This window comes from Ursidibacter maritimus (assembly GCF_009761395.1).
GTDB lineage: Bacteria > Pseudomonadota > Gammaproteobacteria > Enterobacterales > Pasteurellaceae > Ursidibacter > Ursidibacter maritimus.
The window spans coordinates 41,720-67,932 of the sequence record NZ_LEKN01000035.1; the positions used below are offsets into that span (position 1 = coordinate 41,720).

At 39.8% G+C, this 26,213-nt stretch carries 20 protein-coding genes and 2 riboswitches; of the genes, 12 read left to right on the forward strand and 8 right to left on the reverse strand.

Annotated elements, in window-relative coordinates; all coding sequences use genetic code 11:
• Positions 1 to 52: 52 nt before the first annotated feature.
• Both A1D26_RS07460 and mepA read right to left on the reverse strand, forming a co-directional pair.
• Positions 53 to 1,972, reverse strand: coding sequence for a DNA topoisomerase III (locus A1D26_RS07460; RefSeq protein ID WP_157403425.1), 1,920 nt, complete (start codon positions 1,970 to 1,972; stop codon positions 53 to 55).
• A 137-nt stretch (positions 1,973 to 2,109) separates the two neighbouring features.
• Positions 2,110 to 2,940 (reverse strand): penicillin-insensitive murein endopeptidase, encoded by an 831-nt coding sequence (mepA, locus tag A1D26_RS07465; protein ID WP_157403426.1) that lies wholly within the window; start codon positions 2,938 to 2,940, stop codon positions 2,110 to 2,112.
• Positions 2,941 to 3,157: 217 nt separating this feature from the next.
• Positions 3,158 to 3,342, forward strand: a riboswitch (Lysine riboswitch).
• 97 nt (positions 3,343 to 3,439) lie between these two features.
• Between mepA and lysC the strand changes: the two genes are divergently transcribed.
• From lysC to A1D26_RS07485, 4 genes are all read left to right on the forward strand, one after another.
• On the forward strand, positions 3,440 to 4,792 hold the full coding sequence (gene lysC / locus A1D26_RS07470) for a lysine-sensitive aspartokinase 3 (RefSeq protein WP_157403427.1): 1,353 nt from the start codon (positions 3,440 to 3,442) through the stop codon (positions 4,790 to 4,792).
• Between the two features lie 193 nt (positions 4,793 to 4,985).
• Positions 4,986 to 6,581 carry an ABC transporter substrate-binding protein gene (locus tag A1D26_RS07475; protein ID WP_157403428.1) on the forward strand — a complete coding sequence of 532 codons (1,596 nt, stop codon included), beginning with the start codon at positions 4,986 to 4,988 and terminating at the stop codon, positions 6,579 to 6,581.
• A gap of 337 nt (positions 6,582 to 6,918) precedes the next feature.
• Entirely contained in the window at positions 6,919 to 7,458 is a 540-nt protein-coding gene (gene hpt, locus A1D26_RS07480) for a hypoxanthine phosphoribosyltransferase (RefSeq protein WP_157403429.1), read from the forward strand.
• Positions 7,459 to 7,552: 94 nt separating this feature from the next.
• Complete coding sequence (locus tag A1D26_RS07485; protein ID WP_157403430.1) at positions 7,553 to 9,679, forward strand: transglycosylase SLT domain-containing protein; 2,127 nt, start codon at positions 7,553 to 7,555, stop codon at positions 9,677 to 9,679.
• Positions 9,680 to 9,732: 53 nt separating this feature from the next.
• Here A1D26_RS07485 and sucD read toward each other — a convergent pair whose 3' ends face one another.
• The 5 genes from sucD to sucA form a co-directional block, all read right to left on the reverse strand.
• Positions 9,733 to 10,605 (reverse strand): succinate--CoA ligase subunit alpha, encoded by an 873-nt coding sequence (gene sucD / locus A1D26_RS07490; RefSeq protein ID WP_157403431.1) that lies wholly within the window; start codon positions 10,603 to 10,605, stop codon positions 9,733 to 9,735.
• Positions 10,605 to 11,771 (reverse strand): ADP-forming succinate--CoA ligase subunit beta, encoded by a 1,167-nt coding sequence (gene sucC, locus A1D26_RS07495; RefSeq protein ID WP_157395609.1) that lies wholly within the window; start codon positions 11,769 to 11,771, stop codon positions 10,605 to 10,607. Before sucC ends, sucD begins: the two co-directional genes overlap by 1 nt.
• Before the next feature lie 232 nt (positions 11,772 to 12,003).
• The gene (locus A1D26_RS07500) at positions 12,004 to 12,384 is read right to left on the reverse strand and encodes a VOC family protein (RefSeq protein WP_157403432.1); all 381 of its coding nucleotides are present in this window, start codon (positions 12,382 to 12,384) and stop codon (positions 12,004 to 12,006) included.
• Between the two features lie 76 nt (positions 12,385 to 12,460).
• Entirely contained in the window at positions 12,461 to 13,687 is a 1,227-nt protein-coding gene (gene odhB / locus A1D26_RS07505) for a 2-oxoglutarate dehydrogenase complex dihydrolipoyllysine-residue succinyltransferase (RefSeq protein WP_157403433.1), read from the reverse strand.
• A gap of 122 nt (positions 13,688 to 13,809) precedes the next feature.
• On the reverse strand, positions 13,810 to 16,617 hold the full coding sequence (gene sucA, locus A1D26_RS07510) for a 2-oxoglutarate dehydrogenase E1 component (RefSeq protein WP_157403434.1): 2,808 nt from the start codon (positions 16,615 to 16,617) through the stop codon (positions 13,810 to 13,812).
• 250 nt (positions 16,618 to 16,867) lie between these two features.
• Positions 16,868 to 16,958: riboswitch (TPP riboswitch) on the forward strand.
• Between the two features lie 81 nt (positions 16,959 to 17,039).
• On the opposite strand from sucA, the gene A1D26_RS07515 reads away from it, so the two are divergent.
• Genes A1D26_RS07515 through A1D26_RS07550 form a run of 8 tightly spaced genes read left to right on the forward strand, consistent with a single transcriptional unit; the run spans position 17,040 to position 23,783 of the window.
• Entirely contained in the window at positions 17,040 to 17,750 is a 711-nt protein-coding gene (locus tag A1D26_RS07515; protein ID WP_157403435.1) for an ABC transporter ATP-binding protein, read from the forward strand.
• On the forward strand, positions 17,747 to 18,511 hold the full coding sequence (locus A1D26_RS07520) for an ABC transporter permease (protein WP_157403436.1): 765 nt from the start codon (positions 17,747 to 17,749) through the stop codon (positions 18,509 to 18,511). Before A1D26_RS07515 ends, A1D26_RS07520 begins: the two co-directional genes overlap by 4 nt.
• A 42-nt stretch (positions 18,512 to 18,553) precedes the next feature.
• The gene (tenA, locus tag A1D26_RS07525) at positions 18,554 to 19,207 is read left to right on the forward strand and encodes a thiaminase II (RefSeq protein ID WP_157403437.1); all 654 of its coding nucleotides are present in this window, start codon (positions 18,554 to 18,556) and stop codon (positions 19,205 to 19,207) included.
• A 22-nt stretch (positions 19,208 to 19,229) separates the two neighbouring features.
• The gene (locus A1D26_RS07530; protein WP_157403438.1) at positions 19,230 to 20,174 is read left to right on the forward strand and encodes an ABC transporter substrate-binding protein; all 945 of its coding nucleotides are present in this window, start codon (positions 19,230 to 19,232) and stop codon (positions 20,172 to 20,174) included.
• 9 nt (positions 20,175 to 20,183) lie between these two features.
• Entirely contained in the window at positions 20,184 to 20,984 is an 801-nt protein-coding gene (gene thiM, locus A1D26_RS07535; RefSeq protein WP_157403439.1) for a hydroxyethylthiazole kinase, read from the forward strand.
• On the forward strand, positions 20,977 to 21,804 hold the full coding sequence (gene thiD / locus A1D26_RS07540) for a bifunctional hydroxymethylpyrimidine kinase/phosphomethylpyrimidine kinase (protein ID WP_157403440.1): 828 nt from the start codon (positions 20,977 to 20,979) through the stop codon (positions 21,802 to 21,804). The genes thiM and thiD overlap by 8 nt, the downstream gene beginning before the upstream one ends.
• 1 nt (position 21,805) lies before the next feature.
• Complete coding sequence (thiE, locus tag A1D26_RS07545) at positions 21,806 to 22,498, forward strand: thiamine phosphate synthase (RefSeq protein WP_157403441.1); 693 nt, start codon at positions 21,806 to 21,808, stop codon at positions 22,496 to 22,498.
• Positions 22,485 to 23,783 carry an MFS transporter gene (locus A1D26_RS07550; RefSeq protein WP_157403442.1) on the forward strand — a complete coding sequence of 433 codons (1,299 nt, stop codon included), beginning with the start codon at positions 22,485 to 22,487 and terminating at the stop codon, positions 23,781 to 23,783. The genes thiE and A1D26_RS07550 overlap by 14 nt, the downstream gene beginning before the upstream one ends.
• A 96-nt stretch (positions 23,784 to 23,879) precedes the next feature.
• Here the strand turns inward: A1D26_RS07550 and parC are convergent, their stop codons facing one another.
• Complete coding sequence (gene parC / locus A1D26_RS07555; RefSeq protein WP_157403443.1) at positions 23,880 to 26,126, reverse strand: DNA topoisomerase IV subunit A; 2,247 nt, start codon at positions 26,124 to 26,126, stop codon at positions 23,880 to 23,882.
• Positions 26,127 to 26,213 lie beyond the last annotated feature (87 nt).

Here is a 26,213-nt window from a genome sequence, read left to right on the forward strand (position 1 = left end):
AGATTTCCTAAGTTTGTTGCAAGGGGATTTTGATAAAACACCATTATTCGATTTATTTTTCAGCATTGTATGCTTTTTTAGTTGAGTTATAACTTCGCTTGGGTGTTGTAAGCGGTCTGATTTTCGCTAAATTTTGCAAAGTTTGTGGATTGGGTGACCACAGTAATTCTGGCAATTTATCGCTTAAATTTTGCATAAACTGCTGATAGCTTGCCTGTTTTTTACTAATATCCGTCAGCTGCATTTCCCATTGTGCCGTCATATCAGGTAAGGTTGCTACATCAGGTAACGATGCGATGAGTGTTCTACCAGCCTCTGTGCTATGAATGTTCCGCCCTTTTTTAATTAAAAAACCACGTTTAAATAAAAGCTCTATAATGCTGGCACGAGTAGCTTCCGTTCCCAATCCGTCTGTTTCTCGCAAGATTTTTTTGAGTTGTTTATTTTGCACAAAACGAGCAATACCCGTCATTGCGGAAAGTAAAGTTGCATCGGTGAAATAACGTGGCGGTTGGGTCTTTTTGGCAACAATTTCTCCCTGTTCGCAATGGAGCTGTTGATCTTTTTTTACAACAGGTAAAAGTGGTTCTAGCACTTCTTCACTATCTTCTTTACCCAATAAAGATTTCCAACCCGCGACGATTAAATTACGAGCTTGAGCAACAAAAACACCACCAGAAATACTTAAAGAAATTTTCCCTTTACGATATTCAGCATCAGGGCAAAATTGCAATAAATATTGACGAGCAATTAAATGATAAATTCTCCGTTCATTTTCAGTTAAATGCACGTTTCCCTGACGCATTGTTGGGATAATTGCGTGGTGAGCTTCAACCTTACTATCATTCCAACAGCGATTTTTTATTTCTGGATTAACCGCCGTAGGCTTTTCCGCATATTCATTCAAATGATGAGCAATCGCAGCCATTACTTTATGTCGTTGGGCAAAATGCTCTACTGGCAAATAACGATTATCCGAACGTGGATAAGTAATCAATTTATGGGTTTCATACAGCTTTTGGCAAATATCTAATACGGCTTGTGCAGAAAGCCCAAAACGGCGAGCCGCATCAATTTGTAATGCTGATAATGAATAAGGTAAAGGAGCTGTTTCGTTCTCTACTTTATCTTGATAATCAGTCACTAAAGCGGGTTGTTCAGTAATGCGCTTTACCACATTTTCTGCTAAGGCTTTTGATAATACTCGCCCGTCATCATCTTGATAATCTTCACACGCCTTGCTTGGTTGCCATTGTGCAGTAAATCGCTCTTGGGTTTCAGGTACAACAATATGTGCCAAGACTTCATAATAATCTTTCGGCTCAAAATGTTCGATTTCAAAATCACGCCGAACAATTAACCCTAGCACGGGTGTTTGTACCCGTCCGACAGAAAGCACGCCTTTGTAACCTGCTCTTTGTCCTTGAATGGTATAAGCCCTAGTCATATTGATACCATAGAGCCAATCAGCTCTCGCTCGTGCTAATGCTGATGTTGCAAGCGGTATGAAATCACGATTAAATTGCAATTTTTCTATTGCTTTTTTAACCGCATTCGGATTGAGATCACTAATTAGGCAACGCTGAATGTGCGATTTTTTTTCACTCGGAAGGTTAAGATAACCAAATACTTCATCGACCAGTAGCTGCCCTTCACGATCAGGGTCGCCTGCGTGAATTAAACTATCCGCTTGCTTAATCAATTTCTCCACAACTTTAAATTGTTTAAGGGTTTGTTTTTTCGGAATTAATTTCCATTGTTGTGGAATAATAGGAAGATGTTCTGTTTGCCAACGTTTAAAACGTTCATCATAAACATCAGGTTCGGCTTGCTCCAACAAATGCCCGATACACCAAGTAACCACATTACCTTCACCACATTCTATAAAGCCATCTCTGTTTGTATGTGGTTTTGGCAATACTTGTGCTATGGCTCGTCCTAAACTAGGTTTTTCGGCAATAAAGAGTCTCATTACAGTGTTCCGAGTTTTACTAATGTTGGGGAAATCATAAGTGTTGGGGAAACAAACGTAAAAAATAACAAGCGGTCAGATTTGGATTACTTTTTGCAAAAATTTCCTAAAATCTTACCGCTTGTATTCAATAATATTTAGTTTACCCCTTGTGAAGATAAAATCATTTGGCAAAGTTGTGGAGGCTGTGGCAAGGTTTTATCTTTCGGTTTAGATGTTGATGGCTTAGCGGGTTCAAACCACGAATAAAGCTCATCTCCACAACCATCTCCAGCTGGAACAGGTGCTTGATTTTCACAATTTGGAGCATCTGCAGGGCAAGTTAAACGCACGTGGAAATGGGAGTCGTGAGCATACCAAGGGCGAATCTTACGCAACCATTCACGATCTTTACCTGCGGTATTACATAATTTCACTTTAATTGCAGGGTTCACAAAAATACGATCCACTCGAGGATCTGTGGCTGCTAATTTTAATAAATGCGTGTGATTTGTTGTCCATAAACGCTCATCAACCACATTTGTTGCACGATCAACCATAATGGTTGCTAAACCAGCTGGATTACGTGCTGTTGCATCGTCCATTGGCCCGAAACGCAACCAAATATCCGCATCCAACCCTGTCTGATGGCTAGCGTGCCCTGAAGAAAAACGTCCGCCTGCTGGCATTCCCATATCGCCAATCAAAATAGGTGGAATTCCCGCATTTTTGGCTCTCTGTCCTAAAGATTGTAAATAGCTCACTAATTGTGGGTGCCCATAATAGCGATTTTTAATTGAGCGGATAACTTGATAACCTTCGCCTTTCAACGCTAATGGTTGAGCGCCAATAATACAGCCATTGCTATACCCACCAATAGATTGTGCTTTTCCTTGCACAGGTACACTAATTTTTTCCCAAGCTGTTGCAGACACTAGATTTGTTGCTGCGAATAAACTTGTCATTAAAATGACTTTACTCAATTTCATTTTGCTTTCCTATTTCAAAAGAATAACTTATCTATTCTATCCGCCCTTCTACCAAGCCCAAAGCAGATTTTGCAAAAAATGGGTGAAATTTAACCATTTGTATTCTCTTTAAACCTTGTTTAATAAATTTAATTTGACATAGAAATAATAAAAAGTTATTTCTATGTCTGTTTTTCGTTGTTAAGCGAAAGAAAGTTATAATGGCTTAAACTGGCATTATAGCGGGAGAGGCGCAACATTCAGGTAACTTACTTTAGGGAACTAGACCGTTTGAGAGTAAGCAATGGGAATGATTGCCGAGATGTGAATTCACTAGAACAGGAATGAACATCGGCTGAGTAGGTTGAATCCTATCAGCTGTCGTTTAAAACAAGGGGTTTTAAATGGAGTGCTCTTAAATTTGTTTCCCAACGATTTACTACCTACATTTTCCTGTTTTTAGTCTCATCTCTTGCATTTGTAAACACAATTCATTTTTATAATATAGGAAATTTCTAATATGTCTCATCTTTCTGTGGCGAAATTTGGTGGTACTAGTGTGGCTAATTTTGACGCAATGTCTGCTTGTGCAAACATTGTAATGGCAGATGCTAATACAAAAGTTGTGGTTCTTTCTGCATCGGCTGGTGTTACAAACTACTTAGTTGAACTTGCAAATGGTTGCGATGCTAATCGTCGTAGTGAAATTTTAGATGCAGTTCGTACTATTCAATATAATATTATCAATAAGTTGCAAAAACCTGATGCTGTTTCAGCAAAAATTGAAGAGATTTTACAGCATATTACTGCGTTGGCTGACTCTGCTAGTTTAGCAACCTCTCTAGCACTAACGGATGAATTGATCTGTCACGGAGAGATGATGTCCACTCTTATTTTTACGCAATTATTAGCGGAAAGAAATTACCCTGCAGTATGGGTGGATGTGCGTAATGTTGTGGCTACGAATAGCCATTTTGGTAAAGCAGCTCCTAACGATGAAAAAACGCAACAACAAACAGATGCCGTATTAAAACCATTACTTGCTGAAGGTAAGATTGTGATCACACAAGGATTTATCGGGCGTGATGCTGAAGGGAAAACGACTACACTGGGACGTGGCGGTAGTGATTACTCTGCGGCATTATTAGCAGAAGTATTAAACGCAAATGATGTGTTAATTTGGACGGACGTTCCTGGTATTTATACAACGGATCCGAGAGTGGTGCCTGATGCAAAACGTATTGATACCATTAGTTTCAACGAAGCGGCTGAAATGGCAACATTTGGTGCGAAAGTGCTTCATCCTGCTACCTTATTACCTGCGGTGCGTAGCAATATTCCTGTGTATGTGGGTTCAAGTAAAGCGCCTGAACAAGGTGGAACTTGGGTCACTCGTGATCCTCAACCACGCCCAACTTTCCGAGCGTTAGCATTACGCCGTAATCAAATTCTACTAACACTCTCTAGTTTAAGTATGCTATACGCTCAAGGTTTCTTAGCGAATGTATTTGCGATTTTAACTAAACATAAAATTTCAGTTGATGTGATCACAACTTCGGAAGTCAGCATTGCGATTACATTGGATAAAACAGGTTCGGCATCTTCTGGCGCAGATATGTTATCTGAAGAATTATTAACGGAACTTCGTCAATACTGCAATGTTCAGGTTGAAACGGATTTAGCGTTAGTGGCTATTATCGGGAACAATTTGCACACTCAATCAGGTATTGCTAAACAGCTATTTGACACATTAGCACCTTATAACGTTCGTTTAATTGGCTATGGTGCAAGTACGAACAACGTTTGTACACTTGTTCAAAACCACGAAGCAGACGAGATTATTCGTGCCTTACACGCCGCGTTGTTTGAGTAACTAGTAAGGTTTTTCATATAACTGATATAAAGGGCAGAAGATCACAAATTGTGGTCTTCTGAAAATCCAATCTAAAATTTCATTCCTCATACCAATTCATTATTACTTAGTTAGTTTTGTTATTTTAATTTTCCAAATAGTCTGTATATTTTCATATAAATTTCAGTAATTAAAACATTAAGGAACTAAGTTTATGCGTTTTTCTAAATTAGTCATATCTTTAAGTTTACTAGGTTCAGCTTCTTTAGTTTTCTCTGCTCCAGCGAATACTTTAGTAAACTGTATTGCAACTCCCCCGATGAAGCTTAGCCCAGCTATAACAAATGATGCTAACGATTTTAATGCCAGCTCACAGCAGGTTTATAATCGACTTGTTGAATTTAAACCAGGCACTTTAGAGATTGAACCAAGCTTAGCTGAACGCTGGGAAATTAGTGAAGATGGATTAACCTACACTTTTCATTTGCGTAAAGATGTTAAATTCCACTCCAGTAAAACATTTTCACCGACTAGAGCATTCAATGCAGACGATGTGATTTTCTCTTTCTTGCGACAAGCAGATAAAAATCATCCTTACCATACAGTTTCAGCGGGCACATATTTCTATTTCAACTGGATGAACTTGCACAATATTCTCAAGAATGTAGAAAAAGTGGATGACCACACTGTAAAAATCACCTTAACTCAACCGAATACTCCATTTATTACTACGCTTGCAATGGATTTCTTATCTATTTACTCTAAGGAATATGCAGATAAGCTACTTGAGAAAAATACACCTGAATTATTAGATCAACAACCTATCGGAACAGGACCATTTGTCTTTCAGGTTTATCAAACAGACCACGCTGTACGCTATCAAGCAAATCAAGATTATTGGAAGGGGAAAGCGGATATAGAACGCCTTATTTTCAGCATTACCCCTGATGCGGGAACTCGTTATGCTAAATTAAAAGCAGGAGAATGTGATGTGATTGATTTCCCTAATATCTCAGACATTGCACAAATGAAACACGATCCAAAAGTCAATTTACTTGAGCGTGAAGGGTTAAATTTAGCTTACATTGGTTTAAATACAACCAAAGATGCGCTAAATAATGTGAAAGTTCGTCAAGCATTGCAACACGCGACGGATAAAAAAGCAATAGTTGATGCGGTCTATCAAGGCGGTGGAAGTGTAGCAAGTAATCCTTTTCCTGATGCAGTTCTCGGCTATAACGCTAATCTACAGCAGTATGAATTTAATTTAGACAAAGCAAAAGCACTACTCGCAGAAGCAGGTTACCCTAATGGGTTTGAAACAGAAATCTGGGTTCAGCCAGTAGTTCGCCCATCTAATCCTAATCCACGCCGTACAGCAGAGATTATTCAGGCTGATTGGGCAAAAATTGGTGTTAAAGCAAAATTGGTGACTCACGAATGGGCAGATTTTAATAAGCGTACTCGTGAAGGGGAATTCTTTGCGGGTACTTACGGTTGGACAAGCCGTAATGGTGATCCTGATAATTTCTTATTCCCACTATTCAGTAAGTCAAATATTCCTGGTACTAACTATTCACGTTGGACTGATGAGACTTTTGAAAAATTACTAAACCAAGCGGTTCAAACACAAGATAGAGCAGAGCGTATTAAACTCTATCAACAGGCTGTCGAGATTTTTCAACAGAATACACCAATTATTCCTCTTGCCCACTCAATAAACTATGTTCCACTAAGCAAGAGAGTACAAGGCTTTACACAAAGTCCATTTGGTTATACTGCCTTTTATGGTGTTAAATTATCAGAATAGGGATTTACTGCCAACATTCCCATTGTCAAAAACAAATATCGTTTATGTTCATCGGGGTGTAAATCTTAGTAAGTGGGAAACGTGATTTTGCTTTCTAGGTATCAACACTGTCCTCATAGTAATGGAAGCTATTTTGTGGGAAATGAAGGTAAAATCAAATAAGGTATATGAATTTACCTAGTCTCGCTTTTTTATGCGGTTTTATCCTTGAGACTAGTTTTGCCAAAAAAGACAAAATGCTTTATTATCTAAGGAAAAATAGGTTGTTTGCCCTGTACCAAAAGTTAAAACCTAATTCGCTTGAATTAGGTTTTTTTCGCTAGAAGAAGCTAAGATTATGAAAAAACATCACATTGAAACCCTTATTACTACCCAAGAAGTACAGCAACGCATTGCTGAATTAGCCAAAGAAATTAATCATTATTATCAGCATAATCATTGTGAGAGTCTTGTGGTTGTTGGGCTATTACGCGGTTCATTTATGTTTATGGCGGATCTTGTTCGTCAATTAAATTTACCTGTTGAAGTTGATTTCTTAACGGCATCCAGTTATGGAACAGGCACAGAGTCTAGTCGTGATGTAAAAATTCTGAAAGATTTAGATGGAGAAATTAACGGTAAAGATGTGTTAATTGTCGAAGATATTATTGATACCGGTTTTACTCTTAATAAAGTGCGTGATATTTTAAAATCACGAGAGCCACGTTCTGTTGCTATTTGTACTTTATTAGATAAACCATCTCGCCGAGAAGTTGATGTACCAGTGGAATGGATTGGCTTTGCTATTCCTGATGAATTTATTGTCGGTTATGGTATTGACTACGCACAACGCTATCGTAATTTAGATTACATCGCAAAAGTTGTAATGGACGAATAATTTGCAAAAAATTGTATAAAACAGACCGCTTGGAGCAACTTCAAGCGGTTTTTGTATTCTAATACTACTCAATGGTTGTAGAGAGGATAAAATAATGTGGCAAAAAACATTTCTAGCATTGTGGCTAACATCAGCCGTGACAATGGCGGCGAATGTTAATCAGGTATCGTCCCCAGAAAAAATCGCACAAGATAAACAACAATGGTTAGCAGAACAGCAAACTCAACAAAAGCAATTACGCAAACAGCGTGAGAATTTTTTGATTGTAGAATCGTTATTACAAGCTGCGATTAAACAGGGCAAAGTATCGGCACAAACATTAGCCCTTGCTGAAAAATTGGTTGATAAAAATTATCCGTTACAGGAAGAAATAGACTGGCTTTTCTTCAAAGCCAAAATGTTAAGTGACGAAGCAAATGAGGGGCAAAATCGAATTGATTGGACCATTCAATTTAGCCAAAAATACCCAGAAATCGCGAAACGTAATCAACTTTTACAAAATATTTTTGAGCATTATTACCAACAACAAAAATTTGCAGAACTGATTGCGTACGCAGAGCATAACCCTGCACAAACCTTGCAAAACCATTGCCGAGTATTTTCTGCACAATATCAATTATTGGCAGAGAAAATCGTACCAAATCCAGAGGCTGAGCAGACAACAAAGAGTAACTCTAATTCACCTGAATTAGCTCAGTTATTACAGAAATTCGATGAATTTGGGGTAAATAGCCCTGAAATGGAACCAAACTATTGGAAGAATAATGACAAACTCCCTTCAGAATGTAATGGAATAGCTTCTTTTTGGCGAGATCAAGGCTTTTTAACCGATGAAAAAATTAAGAGCCAAGCGGTCGGATTATTTAAACAAAATGCAAAAAAAGGCTTGGCATATTTATCTTTAAATTATTCGAAGCAGGAATTATCAGGTTGGTTTAACGATGTTAAAAATTTATTTGATAATATCAGTTACTTGCCAATTTTTATACAAAACCAACCGCTTGATCATTGGAATAAAGCCATTGTACTTGATCATTTCCCTAAATTTATCCGCACATTATCAGAGCAACACGAACAACCTAGTTTCGAAATGTATCAAAAATGGGCAGAAAAATATCAGCTTACCATTGATGAATTAAAAGAATGGAAGGTCAGTTTTATTAGCCGTTTATTCGATCATAATGATCCGATTTTCCAACTTTGGCGAGATGAACAGTTGCAAGAACTCAAAGTGGATAGCTTAACCGAACGCCGTTTACGTCTTGCCATTCTACAAAAAGCAGAGTTAAAGCCTTGGTTGTCGTTGTTGTCTGATGATGCTAAAAACAAACAAGAGTGGCGTTATTGGCAAGCAAAAACAGAGCCAACCCAAGAGCAGAAAAGACTGTTGGAAAAATTAGCTCAAGAGCGTGGCTTTTACCCAATGTTAGCGGCTAATCAGCTAAATCAACCTTATGAATTAACCTTACCGACTCATCCAAGTCTTACTGAAACACAGTATGCTACATTTAAAGCACCTTTAGAGCGTATTGCTGAATTACGAGAGTTAGAACGCTTTGGTTCAGCAAAACTTGCGTGGGTAGAGTTACAGAAAGCGGTGAGTTTTGACGAAAAACTGGCATTAACACAGTATGCAACTCAACAAGAGTGGTTTGATTTGGCAGTGGAAGGCACGATTCAAGCGAAAGCGTGGGATTACATTAACTTACGCTTGCCAAATGCTTATGCTGATTGGTTTGAGATCAATTTAGCGAATAAAAAAATTCCACAAAGTTTTGCAATGGCGATTTCCAGACAAGAAAGTGCTTGGAATTTCCAAGCGCGCTCTCACGCTAATGCGATGGGCTTAATGCAGTTGTTGCCAGCTACAGCGAAAGCCACAGCGAACAATGCGAACTTACCTTATGGCAATGAAAGGGAGTTACTTGAACCATTTCAAAATATTATGTTAGGTACGGCACATTTAGCGGAGTTAAATGAAAAATACCCGAATAATCGTATTTTAATTGCGGCGGCTTACAATGCGGGGGTAAGTAGAGTAGAGCGGTGGTTGCAACGTGCAGACGGCAAATTAGCAATGGATGAATTTATTGCAACCATTCCATTTTTAGAAACGAGAGGTTATGTACAAAACGTGTTGGCTTATGATTTTTATTACCAAACACTATATGGAAAAGGTGAGAAAAAAATGTTTAATCAGGAAGAGCAGAGAATCTATTAAAGATAGCATTGAGAAAAATAGCCCCAATTAAATGGGGCTATCTATTAAATGAGTTATTGGTTTAATGCTTTATGCAATGCGGAACCAATATCCGCAAGACTACGAACAGTGGTTACACCAGCTGCTTCAAGCGCTGCAAATTTCTCGTCGGCAGTACCTTTACCACCACTGATAATAGCACCTGCGTGCCCCATTCGTTTGCCTTTTGGTGCGGTAACCCCTGCAATATAGCTAACGACAGGTTTAGTGACATATTCTTTAATGAAAGCCGCCGCTTCTTCTTCCGCAGAACCACCAATTTCACCAATCATTACAATGGCCTCGGTTTCAGGGTCATCTTGGAATAATTTCAGAATATCAATAAAGTTTGAACCAGGGATAGGGTCGCCACCGATACCCACACAGGTAGATTGCCCAAAACCTTCATCAGTCGTTTGTTTTACTGCTTCGTAAGTTAATGTACCAGAACGAGAAACAATACCAATTTTGCCTTTCTTGTGAATGCTACCTGGCATAATACCGATTTTACACTCATCTGGTGTAATAACACCTGGGCAGTTAGGGCCGATCATACGCACACCTGTTTGATTTAAGCGTTGTTTCACTTGGAGCATATCTAAAGTTGGAATACCTTCAGTGATACAGATCACTAACTGAATGCCAGCATCAACCGCTTCTAAAATCGCATCTTTACAGCCAGGTGCTGGTACATAAATCACAGTCGCTGTTGCACCCGTTGCTTCTACGGCTTCACGCACAGTGTTAAATACAGGTAATCCTAAATGGGTTGAACCGCCTTTACCCGGTGAAACCCCACCAACTAATTGTGTACCATAAGCGAGAGCTTGCTCAGAATGGAATGTACCTTGACCACCAGTAAAACCTTGGCAAATTACTTTTGTGTTTTTATCAATTAAAATAGACATTATTTACCCTCCGCAGCCTTAACCGCTTGAATTGCAGCATCTGTTAAGGTAGCCGCCGCAATAATATTTAATCCGCTCTTCGCTAAAATTTCACGTCCTAATTCTGCATTGTTTCCTTCAAGGCGAACGACCACAGGCACGTTTACCCCCACTTCATTTACTGCAGCAATGATACCATCTGCAATTAAATCACAACGGACGATACCACCGAAGATATTAACAAGAACCGCTTTTACTGCTTTATCCGATAAAATAATCTTGAATGCTTCTGCCACACGTTCTTTTGTTGCGCCACCGCCCACATCTAAGAAGTTCGCAGGGAAACCACCATGAAGTTTAACAATATCCATTGTTCCCATTGCCAAACCCGCACCATTTACCATACAGCCGATATTGCCATCTAAAGCGACATAGTTGAGTTGATGTGATTCTGCAAGGGCTTCACGAGGGTCATCTTGGCTCGGATCTTGCATTGCTGCAAGTTCAGGCTGACGATATAACGCATTGCCATCTACAACCATTTTGGCATCTAAGCAGAGCAAATTGCCTTCTTTTGTCGTCACAAGAGGGTTGATCTCCAATAATGACAAATCTTTCTCAACAAATAATTTAGCAAGTTGAGTAAAAATAAAGGTAAATTGTTTGATCTGATCACCTGATAAGCCTAATTTAAAGGCTAATTCACGTCCTTGATAAGCCATTCCGCCTGTTAAAGGATCAATCGCAATTTTATGAAGTAATTCAGGGGTTTTTTCTGCCACTTCTTCAATGTTCATACCACCAGCACTTGATGCCATAAACACAACTTTTTGTGAAGAGCGATCAATAACAGCACCTAAATAAAGTTCACGATCGATATTTGCGGTTTCTTCAACATAAAGCGTATTGACTGGCTGACCACTTGCATCTGTTTGGAAGGTAACTAAACGGTTACCCAACCATTTATCTGCAAATTCACGTACTTCAGCTTCGTTACGCACAAGTTTTACGCCACCAGCTTTACCACGACCACCAGCGTGTACTTGGCATTTAATTGCCCACGCATCGCCACTTAATTGTTTAATTGCTTCAACAGCCTCATCAGCCGTTTTGCACGCGATCCCTCGACTAACAGGGAGCTTATATTGGGCAAAAATTTGTTTGCCTTGATATTCATGTAGGTTCATTGTGTTGTTCCTATGTTGTGTTTAATTTCGGCTTTATGAGTTTGCCAAATCTCCCCTAGCCCCTCTTTGCTAAAGAGGGGGACTTGTTCCAGCGAAAATTCAATATCGAATTTTTTCAATACAATTTTTAATTTTTCAGATGAAAGAATAAGTCTCTTCAACCTAATTCCTCTCTTTAGCAAAGAGGGGTTAGGGGAGATTTGGCTATAAAATTTTTTTCAAATCATACTTCTTATTGCATTGAATGAAGCCCAATACGGTTACCTTCTGAATCTTCAACAACAGCATAAAAGCCTTCTTCTCCAATACTTGTTTTTTCTTGTAATAATTTTCCTCCAAATGCTTCGGCTCTTGCTGATTCAACAGCACAATCATCACAATTAAAGAAAATAGTAAAGTTATTACCTCGAATGATAGGATAATTTTTATCAGTATAGAGCATTCCGCCAATACCGTATTCTTCATAGTCAGTAGAAAAGATACAGATAGACGATTCATTACCTGATGGGCAATCACTTTCTGTTAAAGGATGTTGAAAAACACCTTCATAAAAGGCTTTAGCTCGTTGTAAGTCATCAACATGAATTTCAAACCAGGAAACAGGATTTGGCATTTCTTATACTCCTTAAATTTACAAAATTTTCTTAAAATCAGACCGCTTGTATTCTTACAAGCGGTCTCTTTTGGGGTTAAATTTCCAATAACAAGCGAGTTGGATCTTCAAGCAAATCTTTAATTGCCACTAAGAAGCCAACAGACTCACGACCGTCAATTAAACGATGGTCATAGCTGAGTGCTAAATACATCATTGGGCGGATTACCACCTGACCATCAACAGCCACTGGGCGATCTTTAATTGCGTGCATACCTAAAATAGCACTTTGTGGTGGGTTGATGATTGGTGTAGACATCAAGGAGCCAAATACGCCACCATTGGTAATGGTAAAGTTACCACCTGTTAAATCTTCAACGGTTAATTTACCATCACGACCTTTTTCTGCTAACGCTTTGATCTGTTTCTCAATTTCAGCCATTGAAAGTTTATCGCAATCACGCAAAACTGGTGTGACTAAACCACGTGGAGTAGAAACCGCAATGCTGACATCAAAATAGTTATGATAAACCACATCATCGCCATCAATAGAAGCATTCACTTCTGGATAACGTTTTAACGCTTCCACAACTGCTTTAATGTAGAACGACATAAAGCCTAAACGCACGCCGTGTTGTTTTTCAAACTTATCACCATATTGCTTACGCAAGCTCATAATCGGCTGCATATCCACTTCATTAAATGTGGTTAGCATTGCGGTAGTATTTTTTGCTTCAAGTAAACGTTCGGCAATGCGTTTGCGTAAGCGGGTCATTGGCACACGTTTTTCGCTACGAGCAGAGTAGGCAACGGTACTAATCGTATTTTCAGCTTTCTCTGCCACTTTTGCCATATTGGCTTTAGCACGTTTAGCAACCACAGCTTCAATATCCTCACGAGTAATACGTCCACCAACACCTGTGCCTTTTACTTCACTTGCATCTAAACCGTGTTCAGCTAATAAACGGCGAACTGCAGGGCCTTGAGAGTCTGCATCACTGTGATCATTTTCGACCGCAGACGATTTTCTATCTGCTGGTGTCGGCTCATTTTGAGCAAGGGTTGCACTGCTAACATCGCCAGCTTGAACCGCTGAAAGTACGCCAAGCACTTGTTTACTAATAACCGTAGCACCAGTGTCTTGCTGAATTTCAGTAATAACGCCATCACTAGTTGCAGGCACTTCAAGTACCACTTTATCCGTTTCAATTTCAACGATAACTTCATCACGTTTTACGCTATCGCCCACTTTTTTATGCCAAGTTGCAACAGTTGCATCAGCAACAGATTCAGGAAGATCAGGAACAAGAATTTCGATAGTCATAGTTTATTTCCTTTTATTTCTATATAAGGGCGTATCGCATACGCCCATTTAAAATTTGCAAAAATCTAGCCAAAAACGACCGCTTGCTAAGGCGTATCACACGCCCGAGCAAACGATTTAAACTAGAGCGTTAATGCATCACTTACCAACTGTTTCTGTTGTTTGGTATGGAGCGACATATAACCCACCGCAGGGGAGGCGGATGCTGGTCTGCCAGCGTATTTCAATTTCGCATTCTCTGGGATAGAGGCTTCAAAATTGTGTTTACTACAATACCAAGCCCCTTGGTTTTGTGGCTCTTCTTGACACCAAACATAATCAGTAACGTGTGCATATTGTTCTAATACTTTTCTGACTTCATCGTGTGGATAAGGATAAAGCTGCTCAATACGAATAATCGCCACATCTGTTTGATTATTTGTACGACGTTGCTCAAGAAGATCGTAATATACTTTACCAGAGCAAAGCACGACACGTTTTACCCCTTTTGGATCAAGCTCATCAATTTCACCGATGACATTTTTAAATTCACCATTGATCAACTCATCAAGGGTAGAAACTGCAAGCGGGTGGCGAAGTAACGATTTTGGCGAAATTGCCACTAACGGACGGCGAACCTTACGAATCGCTTGACGGCGTAGCATATGGTAAACCTGTGCAGGAGTTGAAGGTATGCAAACTTGCATATTTTGTTCTGCACAAAGCTGTAAATAGCGTTCTAAACGAGCTGATGAGTGTTCAGGGCCTTGTCCTTCATAACCGTGTGGTAATAACATCACTAAACCACACATTCTGCCCCATTTTTGTTCGCCAGAGCTAATAAATTGGTCAATAACAATTTGAGCACCGTTAGCAAAGTCACCGAATTGAGCTTCCCAAATGGTTAGTGTTTTCGGATCAGTTGTTGCATAGCCATATTCAAAGGCTAATACGGCTTCTTCAGAAAGTACAGAATCCCATACTTCAAAGCGACCTTGGTTTGCGTGTAGTTGCGTTAATGGCACATAGCCTGTTCCATCATTTTGATTGTGGATTACAGCGTGGCGATGGAAGAATGTTCCACGTCCTGCATCTTCACCAGATAAACGAACGTGAATACCGTCATCTAATAAAGTAGCGTATGCCATTGTTTCTGCCATACCCCAATCTAATAGTTTCTCGCCTTTATACATTTCACGACGATCATTATAAATTTTCTCAACACGAGAATGTGGTTTTACGCTTTCAGGATATTCACACACACGTTTAGCAATGGTTAAGAAACGCTCTTGTGGGAATTTGCTTTCATAAGGCTCTGTCCACTCATAATTGAGATATTGGAGCCAATCCATTTTTGCCGTATCCATTTCACGCCATTCAGGCACAACACGATCACCATTATCTAACGCATCACGATAGAGGTTCATCATCTCAATCTCTTCATCGCCTGTTAAAATGCCTTCAGCAATTAAGCGATCTGCATATACTTTGCGTGGAGTTGGGTGTTTTTTGATAATGCTGTACATCATCGGCTGAGTAGCTAACGGCTCATCGGCTTCGTTATGCCCGTGACGGCGATAAGAAATCAAATCAATAAAAATATCACGTTTGAATAAGCAACGATATTCCACAGCCATTCTTGCCGCAAAAGCTACCGCTTCAGGATCATCACCATTAACGTGAATGATTGGTGCTTGGATCATCTTCGCAATATCTGTACAGTATTCTGTCGAACGCGTATCGTTAGGGTTAGAAGTTGTAAAGCCGATTTGGTTATTGATTACGATACGAATAGTACCGCCCACTTTATAACCACGCGCATTTGACATATTTAAGGTTTCTTGCACCACGCCTTGCCCTGCTACTGCAGAGTCACCGTGAACAGTAATCGCTAAGACTTTATTATGTTCTTTATCGTAAACACGATTTTGTCTTGCACGAACTGAACCGATAACCACAGGACTAACAATTTCTAAGTGAGAAGGGTTGAACGCGAGGGCTAAGTGAACTTGTTTATCATCGACAGCAAAATCAGAAGAGAAACCTTGGTGATATTTCACATCACCTGTACGATTTACATCGGCGTGTTTACCGGCAAATTCATCAAATAATTCCGCAGGTTTTTTACCGAGTACGTTGACTAGCATATTTAAACGCCCGCGGTGTGCCATACCCATTACCACATCGCTCATACCTTGGCGACCAGCGTGGCGGATAATCTCTTTCATCATTGGAATAAATGCATCACTTCCTTCTAGTGAGAAACGTTTCGCCCCTGGGAATTTAGCACCCAAATAACGCTCCAAACCGTCGGCTGCAGTTAATTCTTGTAATAAATTGATTTTTTCTTCTTTGGTGAAAAGTGGTTTATTTAAAACACTTTCCATTTTCGTTTGTAACCAATTTTTCTGCTCCATATCTTGAATATGCATAAATTCAAGACCAATGCTGCCACAATAGGTTTCTTTTAAGGCTTCGGCTAACTCTTTGAGCGTAATGGTTTCTTTATTATAAACATAACGTCCAACAGTAAAGGTTTCATCAAGATCTTTTTCGGTAAAACCGTGATGGCTGTAATCTAATTCAGGAACTTGAGAGGTTTTCCAACGGTAGTAATTGAGTGGGTCAAGTTTCGCTTCAAGGTGTCCACGAAAACGGTAAGCGTTAATAAATTGTAAAATTTTGACCAATTTTGCACTGGCTTCAGGGTCAATCACTGTTACTGCTTCAGCTCTATTTTCACGAGCTAAACGGCGGAAATAGTCTTTTACAGTAGAGTGCGGTTGTTCAACCGCATTGGTTTTCGGGAGTTGAGCGAAAATTGCTTGCCAACTTTCATCAACACTTTCAGGATCATCAAGATACTGTTCATAGATTTCTTCAACATAAGATTGATTGGCTCCACCGAAAGCGGTCGAGGCTACCCAGTCATCAAAGTTTTTATGTTGCATACATACCTAACCTTATTGAAATGCGTTTATTGATTATAGCTCTCGCCATTATAGCGAGTAATGCCAAAAAAAGTGGTAAAACCTTGAGATAACTGCCTATTTATAAAGCACTAGTTATTTGGAGTGCATTATGCCTTAAATCTAATCAAAAAACTGTGATGTAAGTCTTATTTTCACAAATTTGTAACATTGTTGTAGCCTATAAATGTAAAAACATTTGCATTCTCATTAATATCCCTTATACTCGTTTTCAATTTAGTCGGGGTGCTACTTGTAGCTGAGATGATACCCGTGAACCTGATTCAGTTAATGCTGCCGTAGGAAACTAAGCGATGAAAACCACAATATCCCTTTCTCAATATTCCATTTTTAATCTTTCGTTATTTCCCTTATTCACTGCTTAAATCCTGATAGGTGTTGGTATGTGGTGTGTGGAGATTCGTGATCTCTCTTTAGTCTTTGGTTCGCAAACGCTATTTGAGCATTTGAATTGGCAGCTTTCTTCAGGTAAGTGGTCAACGTTGCTCGGCACGTCAGGCGTGGGGAAATCAACCTTATTACGCACCATAGCAGGCTTAGAAAATGAAGCCATTACAGGCGGAAAGATTATTTATCAAGCTGAAACCAAGATTGCGTGGATGGCACAACAAGATAATTTATTACCTTGGTTATCTCTGCTGGATAATGTGCAGTTAAAGGCTCATTTATCGGGAACTAAAACATCAGAAACTTGTGATAAGGCCTATCAAATGTTGGTAGCGGTGAAGATGGATAAGCATCTTAACAAGCCTTGTTATCAGCTTTCGGGTGGGCAACGGCAACGTGTGGCGTTGGCAAGGGTTCTGATGCAAGAGGCAAATTTAATTTTGCTTGATGAGCCTTTTTCCGCACTAGACGCGGTAACTCGTCATCAACTGCAAGATTTAACCCAAGAGTTACTCGATAATAAAACGGTGCTATTGGTCACACATGACCCATTTGAAGCGATTCGATTAAGTGATCAAATCTTTATCTTAAAAGATCAGCCAATCAGCATATCAGCCCCTATTTTCCCTCCAAAAGCCACACAACAAGCGGAAGTGTTAGGGTTACAACAACGGCTTTTAGCTGAACTAGCAAGCGGTGAGATATGAAAAAATTTTTGCAAATCTTCTCACTAATCCGACCGCTTATGATCTTATTGAGTTTATTTGGCTTATGGTGGCTATGTACTCAACTTTTCTCATTACCCCATTATATTTTGCCACCGCCTGAAAGTGTGGTCATAAAGCTTTTTTCACACTTTTCACTCCTGTCGCAACACGCACAAATTACATTGCTTGAGATTTTAATTGGATTACTACTAGGCTGTAGTTTTGGGCTATTTACTGCATTATTGCTCTATTTTTCTCGAACCCTTTCTCGTGTTTTACTGCCAATTTTGGTGATTTCTCAAGCTATTCCTGTGTTTGCAATTGCTCCATTGCTTGTGCTTTGGTTCGGGTATGGGTTGGCATCAAAAATTGTGATGACGGTTTTGATTATTTTCTTTCCCGTAACGGCTGCTTGTTTTGACGGCTTACGTCATACCCCGAAGAATTGGTTAGATCTCGCTAAAACCTTGGGCGTTTCGCCATTAAGAATATTGCTAAAAGTGCAATTACCTGCCGCTTTGCCTGCTTTAGCATCGGGCTTGCGTATTGCGGTTTCGATTGCCCCTATTGGTGCAGTGGTGGGGGAGTGGGTCGGATCTTCAGAGGGGTTAGGCTATTTAATGTTACACGCAAATGCTCGGATGCAAGTGGATTTGATGTTTGCGGCTTTATTTATGTTAATCATTATGACTCTCTGCCTTTATTTTTCCGTGGATGTATTGCTGCGGCGTGTAATCCCTTGGGCGAGAGAATTACATTAAATAAATGAAATTTGTTAGAGATAATCAATAAAAGGAGAAAAAATGTCGATTATTCAACAGTTTATAAAACAAGCAAGGCCACATTGGCAAGACTACACTCATCACGAATTTGTGCAACAACTTGCGAAAGGGACATTGCCAAAAAACGCTTTTCAGCATTATTTGAAACAAGATTATTTATTCTTATTTCAATATAGCCGAGCGATTTCATTAGGCATTTATAAAGCAGAAAATTTTGCACAAATTCGTCAAGCACAACAAGCGAATGATGAGCTATTAAAGGAAATTGAGCTACATATTCAATTTTGCAACGAATGGGGTATTTCAGAGAAAGAGCTGTTTAGCACGCAAGAATCATCAGCTTGTGTGGCTTATACCCGTTATGTTTTAGATTGTGGAATAAAAGGCGGATTAGCTGAGTTATATACTGCAATTGCACCTTGTGCTATCGGTTATGCGGAGATTGCGAAATATATTGTTGAGCAGCAATTAAGCCCAGAAAATAATCCTTATCAAGCGTGGATTGATGCCTATGCTTCGCCATCTTTTCAACAAGCTGCACAAGATTTGGCACTGTTTTTAGAGGAGTTATGTGCATCGCTTTCACCACAACAGCTTCAATCACTTCAAGCAATTTTTAATACCGCAACTCGAATGGAATCTGCTTTTTGGCAGATGGGACTAGATTTAAGTTAATTAACAACCCAAGGAGAAAATAATGAAAAAGCTAATCAACATACTCTGTGTATTCTGTGTCTTTAGTTGGGCAAATAATGTTGCCGCAAAAGAGAAACTTTCGCTACTACTAGATTGGTTTGTCAATCCCGATCACGCGGCAATTATTGTGGCACAGCAGAAAGGCTATTTTGCTCAAAATGGTTTGGAGGTGGAGATTATTGAGCCTGCCGATCCTTCATTACCACCGAAGCTAGTCGCTAGTGGTAAAGCTGATATTGCTATCGACTACCAACCGCAGCTTTTGCAACACGTTTCGGAAGGGTTACCGCTTGTTAGAATCGGGACCTTAGTTTCAACACCATTGAACAGTTTAGTAGCGTTAAAAAATGGCAAAATTAATCAGTTATCTGATTTAAAAGGCAAGAAAATTGGCTATTCGGTAAGTGGTTTTGAAGATAGTTTATTAGAGGCGATGCTCTCTTCGGTCAATTTAACTCTCCAAGATGTTGAATTAGTGAATGTGAATTGGTCGCTCTCACCATCTTTGCTTTCTGGTCAAGTTGATGCGGTAATCGGTGCATTCCGTAATTTTGAACTTAACCAACTACAACTCGAAAAACATCAGGGTATTGCATTCTTCCCAGAAGAACATGGTGTCCCAGCGTATGATGAACTTATTCTAGTCGCTCACCAACAAAATCTTTCAAATGCAAAACTTTCAGCATTTCTGACCGCTTTAGAGCAAGCAACCACCTATTTAATTAACCATCAAGATGAGGCTTGGAAACTCTTTGTTAGTTATAAACCGAAAGAGCTAGATAATGAATTAAATCGTTTAGCGTGGCGAGATACTCTTCCGCGTTTGGCTCTCAGACCAAGAGCGATGGACAATCATCGTTATCAAAAAATGGCGGAGTTTATGCACCAAAAAGGGTTAATTAAAACCATTCCTGAAGTTAAGCATTATGCGGTTGAAATCCAATAAGGAGTAAAAATGCGATCCTATTATTTAGCCAAAATTCGTGAACAAAACCCACTGATTCACAATATTACCAATATTGTGGCAGCTAATTACTGTGCAAATGGACTACTGGCTTTGGGGGCATCGCCGATTATGGCGGTAGCGATTGAAGAAATGGAAGACGTGCCTGCAATTAGTCAAGCACTAGTTATCAACATTGGCACGTTGGTTGGCAAAGAAATAGAGGCAATGCTGTTAGCAGGGAAAACGGCGAATAAATTGGGTATTCCCGTTATTCTTGATCCAGTGGGTGTAGCTGCCACCCAATATCGTAAGCGGATAGTCGCACAGTTACTTGAGCATATTCAATTTAGTGGTATTCGTGGCAACGCAGGGGAGTTTGCTTATTTAGCGGGTGTCGATTGGAAAGTGAAGGGCGTTGATGCGGGTAAAGGCGAAGCAAACTTAAATAGCATTTGTCAGCAAGTGGCACAAAAATATCAAACCATTGCAATGATGAGCGGTGAAGTTGATGTGGTTAGTGATGGCAATCGAATTGCAACACTGCACAACGGTACGCCAATGTTCCCTAAAATTACGGGGTCAGGTTGCCTATTAAGTGCAATTTCTGGAGCATTTTTTGCAGTGGCGGATAAAAGCGATTATTTCAATGCGGCGGTTGAGTGTTGCAGCACCTACGCTATTGCCGGTGAGCTTGTTGCAAAATCCCTTAAAGAGACTCAGTATGGACAATTTTATACAGGGTTATTAGATAAATTAGCGGAAATCTCTGCACAAGAGGTAGAACAAAATGGGAGAGTAAATTATGTCTAAGGTGGTTCAAGTTTTAACGATTGCAGGTTCGGATAGTGGCGGTGGGGCAGGCATTCAGGCAGATTTGAAAACCTTTCAAATGCGTGGTGTATTTGGAACTTCTGTCATCACTGCGGTAACCGCTCAAAATACGGTAGGTGTTTTTGATATTCACACCATTCCGTTAAATACCATTGAAAGCCAACTAAAAGCGATTGCCGATGATTTTCAAATCAAAGCATTTAAAGTCGGAATGTTAGGCACTAGCGAGATTATTGAGTGCGTAGCGGAGAATATCAAGCGGTATGATTTTGGGATTTTTGTGCTTGATCCAGTAATGATTGCGAAAGGTGGATCGGCGTTGTTGCAACAAAGTGCCATTCAATCATTAAGCCAGAAATTATTGCCATTAGCGACAGTGATTACCCCGAATATTCCTGAGGCAGAAAGCCTAACAGGAATTCAAATTCACGATGAGCAGTCACTGTTACAAGCTGCAAAATCACTGCGTCAGCAAGGGGCAAAAACAGTCGTGATTAAAGGCGGACACAGTATGAATTCTCAAAGTGAAATTTGTCGAGACTGGGTCTTTTCAGAAAATGAAACCTTTTATGTCGATTCGCCACGTTTTAATACGCCTCATACACATGGTACAGGCTGTACTTTTTCGGCTTGCTTAACGGCGGAATTAGCGAAAGGGCATTCTCTCAAGCAGGCATTACATACCGCAAAAGCCTTTATTACTCAAGCGATAAACCAACCGTTAGGAATTGGACAAGGGCATGGGCCAACAAACCATTGGGCGTATAAAGACGAACAAGCGGTCAGTTTGGAGAGATAAAATGCAAAATATTCGTCAAATCTTACCGCTTTACTTTGTCGCAGGTAGCCAAGATTGCAACCATTTGCCAGGCAATGCAGCGGATAATTTAGTTGCTGTGTTGGAAGAAACCTTAAAAGCAGGCATTACCTGCTTTCAATTTCGTGATAAAGGGAAATCATCTTTGGAGCAATTTCCCGAGCAACAAACCGCTTTAGCTATCAAATGTCGAGATCTTTGTCGTCAATATAATGTGCCTTTTATTATCAATGACAATGTTGAATTAGCCTTAGCCATAGAGGCAGACGGTATTCACGTTGGGCAGAGCGATATGAGCCCCAAAGCTATTCGAGCTAAAACGGATAAGCCGCTGATTATCGGCTTGTCGGTAAATAAAATGGAAGAAGCTGAATTTAGCAATGTGGTTGATGAAATTGATTACTTTGGTATTGGACCGATTTTTCCTACTCAGTCTAAAGAAGATCCTAAACCTGTTGTCGGAATGGCGTTTATCCAAAAATTACGCCAAGCAGGCATTACTAAGCCATTGGTGGCGATTGGTGGCGTGAAGGAAGATAGCGTTGAGCAGCTTATCGCTTATGGTGCTGATGGCGTTGCGGTTATTACCGCGATTACTCACGCTAAAGATATTGCTACGACGGTGGAAGGCTTTTTAAAGCAGGTAGCAAAAGGAACAAGCAATGCAACAAAATAGTCCCCAAAAAGTCGCTGCGGCAACAATGGTTGGGACAGCAATTGAATACTTTGATAATTATATTTATGCAATGGCTGCAGTATTGGTGTTTAACCAACAATTTTTCAGTAGTGATGATCCGATGACAGGGCAGTTAGCCGCACTTTCAACTCTCGCATTAACCTTTATTGCCAGACCATTAGGTGCTGCTATTTTCGGGCATTTTGGTGATCGTATTGGGCGTAAAAAAACCTTTATGATGTCGCTATTGTTAATGGGGCTCTCAACTGTCATCATTGGTTTGCTCCCAACCTACGAAAGTATTGGGATTTGGGCTACGATAGGGCTTTGCTTGTGTCGTGTCGGTCAAGGTATCGGCTTAGGTGGAGAATGGGGTGGTGCAGCCTTAGTCGCTATTGAGAATGCTCCGCAAGGTAAACGAGGTTGGTATGGGATTTTTCCACAATTAGGTGCACCTATTGGTTTATTAGCCGCCAACGGTATTTTTCTGTTGATAACAGCACTATTGGGCGAGCAAGCATTGTTGGAATGGGCGTGGCGTATTCCATTTTTAAGTTCAGTTGTGCTGATTGTTATCGGCATTTATGTTCGTTTAAAACTGACTGAAACTCCCGTTTTCTTAAATGCAATGGAAACGAAACAACCGCATAAAATTCCGATGATTTCGGTATTTACTACCTATTTTAAACCCTTCTTCTTAGGAATGATGATTTCGGTGGCAGGCTATGTGCTGTTTTACATTATGATCGCTTTTAGCCAAATTTATGCTAAATCAGCACCTGTATTATCCGAAGCTGGTTATGCAATGGGGCTAGGCATTTCTCCTAAAACATTTACGACTTTGTTAATGTGCAGTGCGTTTTCTCTTGCAATAACTATCGCATTATCTGGGATTTACATTGATAAAATCGGACGGAGAATTTGGCTTATTTTAACCACTTGGGGCGTGGTGCTATTGGGTGTTACGTTACCATTCTTTTTGGAAAATGGAACAGCCACAAGCCTGTTTTTCTTCTTAATCATCGGAATGGGGTTAATTGGAATGGGCTATGGGCCATTGGCAAGTTTTCTTCCCGAATTATTTCCAACCTCTGCCCGTTATTCAGGGGCATCGTTAGCGTATAACTGTGCGGGTATTTTAGGGGCAAGTGTTGCGACACTTATTACCTTAAAACTAAATGCGAATTACGGTTTAAAAGCTGTTGGGCTTTATTTAGCGGTTAATGGCTTGATTAGCTTAGTTGCATTATGGCGAGTGAAAGAAACTAAAGATGTGGATTTATAGTTAATCAAGTTGTAACAGAAAAAGAAAGATTATTTTTCACTTTTTTAGGGACACACTGTGTGTCCCTTAGTAAATACAGCAAACAAATTGTAAAAATTACTCAATAATTTCCACTTCTGTATTCACATTTAATCCTCGGACTAGTTGTGAACCTTTTCTTGCTCGTTCCCCACGATAATTTTCAATATCACTTGGTTTTAGGGTAATTTTACGTTTTCCTGAAACAAAGACGATAGATTGTGTTGGGCGTATCACTAATAAACGTGCAAGTAATTCTGTTCGCTCTTTCGCAGCAGTTGCAGAAATATTGATAATTTTATTTCCTTTACCTTTTGAAAGAGTAGGTAATTCTGACGTTGGGAAGACCAACATTCTGCCTACATTACTCATTGCAACTAATAAGTTTTCTTCCGAATCGTCAATGAATTGCGGTGGCAGTACTTTTGCATTTTCCGTTAAGGAAATTACCGCTTTACCTGCTTTATTGCGTGACACTAAATCACTAAATTGGCAAATAAAACCATAGCCAGAATCTGAAGCCATCAATAATTGACGATTATCTTCAGCCATTAACACATATTCTACATTTGCCCCTTCTGGTAAACTGATTTTACTGGTGATCGGTTCGCCTTGTGAACGTGCGGACGGCAATGATGTTGGATCAAGGGTATAGCTTCGCCCTGTACTATCAATGAATACCGCAGGTTGATTACTTTTACCATAAGCGTGAGCCAAATAACCATCGCCAGCTTTATAGCTTAGTGATTGCACATCAATATCGTGTCCTTTAGCACAACGCACCCAACCTTTTTCAGATAGAATAATAGTAACGGGTTCAGTCGGCGTTAAATCACTTTCAGCAATGGCTTTAGCCTCAGCTCGTTCTACTAATGGAGAACGACGTGGGCTGGCATAAGTTTTGGCGTCGGCTTGAATTTCTTTTTTAATCAGATTATTTAATTTACGCTCTGATCCAAGAATACCTTGTAGATACTCTTTTTCTTCTTCTAATTTCTGCTTTTCCGCATTGAGTTGATGCTCTTCTAATTTTGCAAGATGACGTAAACGCAAGTTTAAAATCGCTTCTGCTTGAATATCGGTTAAATTAAAGCGTGCCATTAACACAGGTTTTGGTTCATCTTCATTGCGGATAATGTGAATGACTTCATCGATATTAAGATAAGCAATCATTAAACCGTCTAAAATATGTAAGCGGTTTAAAATTTTATCCAAACGATAATTTAAACGGCGAGTAACGGTATTACGGCGGAATTCTAGCCACTCAGTTAGAATGGTAAGCAGATTTTTTACCGCAGGTTTACCGTCTAAACCAAGCATATTCATATTGACCCGATAGCTTTTTTCGAGATCCGTTGTGGCGAATAAATGGTTCATTAACTCATCGAAATCAATACGATTAGAACGTGGTTCTAATACAATTCGAATTGGGTTTTCGTGATCAGATTCATCACGCAAATCATCAACCATCGGTAATTTTTTATTACGCATCTGTGTCGCGATCTGTTCAATTACTTTAGATGGTGATGCTTGATGTGGTAAGGCTTTAATTACAATCTTGCCATCTTCTTTTGTCCAAACTGCTCTTGCTTTAATTGACCCTTTGCCTTGCTCATAAATTTTCGCAATTTCTGCTTTAGGTGTAATAATTTCGGCTTCTGTTGGGTAGTCGGGGCCTTGTACGCAAGCCAATAAATCGGCTAAACAAGCGGTGGGATTATCTAATAATTTTACTGTTGCATCGGCAAGTTCATTGATATTGTGTGGTGGAATATCCGTTGCCATTCCCACTGCAATACCTGTTGTGCCATTCAGTAAAATATGTGGCAAACGAGAAGGGAGATATTTAGGTTCTTCTAATGAACCATCAAAGTTAGGTTGGTAATCGACTGTGCCTTGTCCAAGTTCAGAGAGTAAAATCTCTGCCATTTTAGAAAGTTTAGACTCAGTATAACGCATGGCTGCGAAAGACTTCGGATCATCAGGAGCACCCCAGTTACCTTGCCCGTCAATGAGTGGGTAGCGGTAAGAGAAAGGCTGTGCCATTAGCACCATTGCTTCATAACAAGCACTGTCGCCGTGTGGGTGGAACTTACCTAATACATCACCAACTGTGCGTGCTGATTTTTTATATTTTGCTGAGGCATTAAGTCCAAGTTCGGACATTGCATAAATAATACGGCGTTGTACGGGTTTTAGCCCATCTCCAATAAAGGGAAGGGCACGATCCATAATGACATACATTGAATAGTTGAGATAAGCATCTTCGGTAAAACGCTTAATCGGCATTTGTTCTATGCCTTCATAGTTAATTTCGTTGCTCATAGTATTACTAGATAAATGTTCAGAAAAATGGACGCAAAATTGCGTCCATACCGTTTTACTATACTGAGTTTATTATGCTCGGCTTGT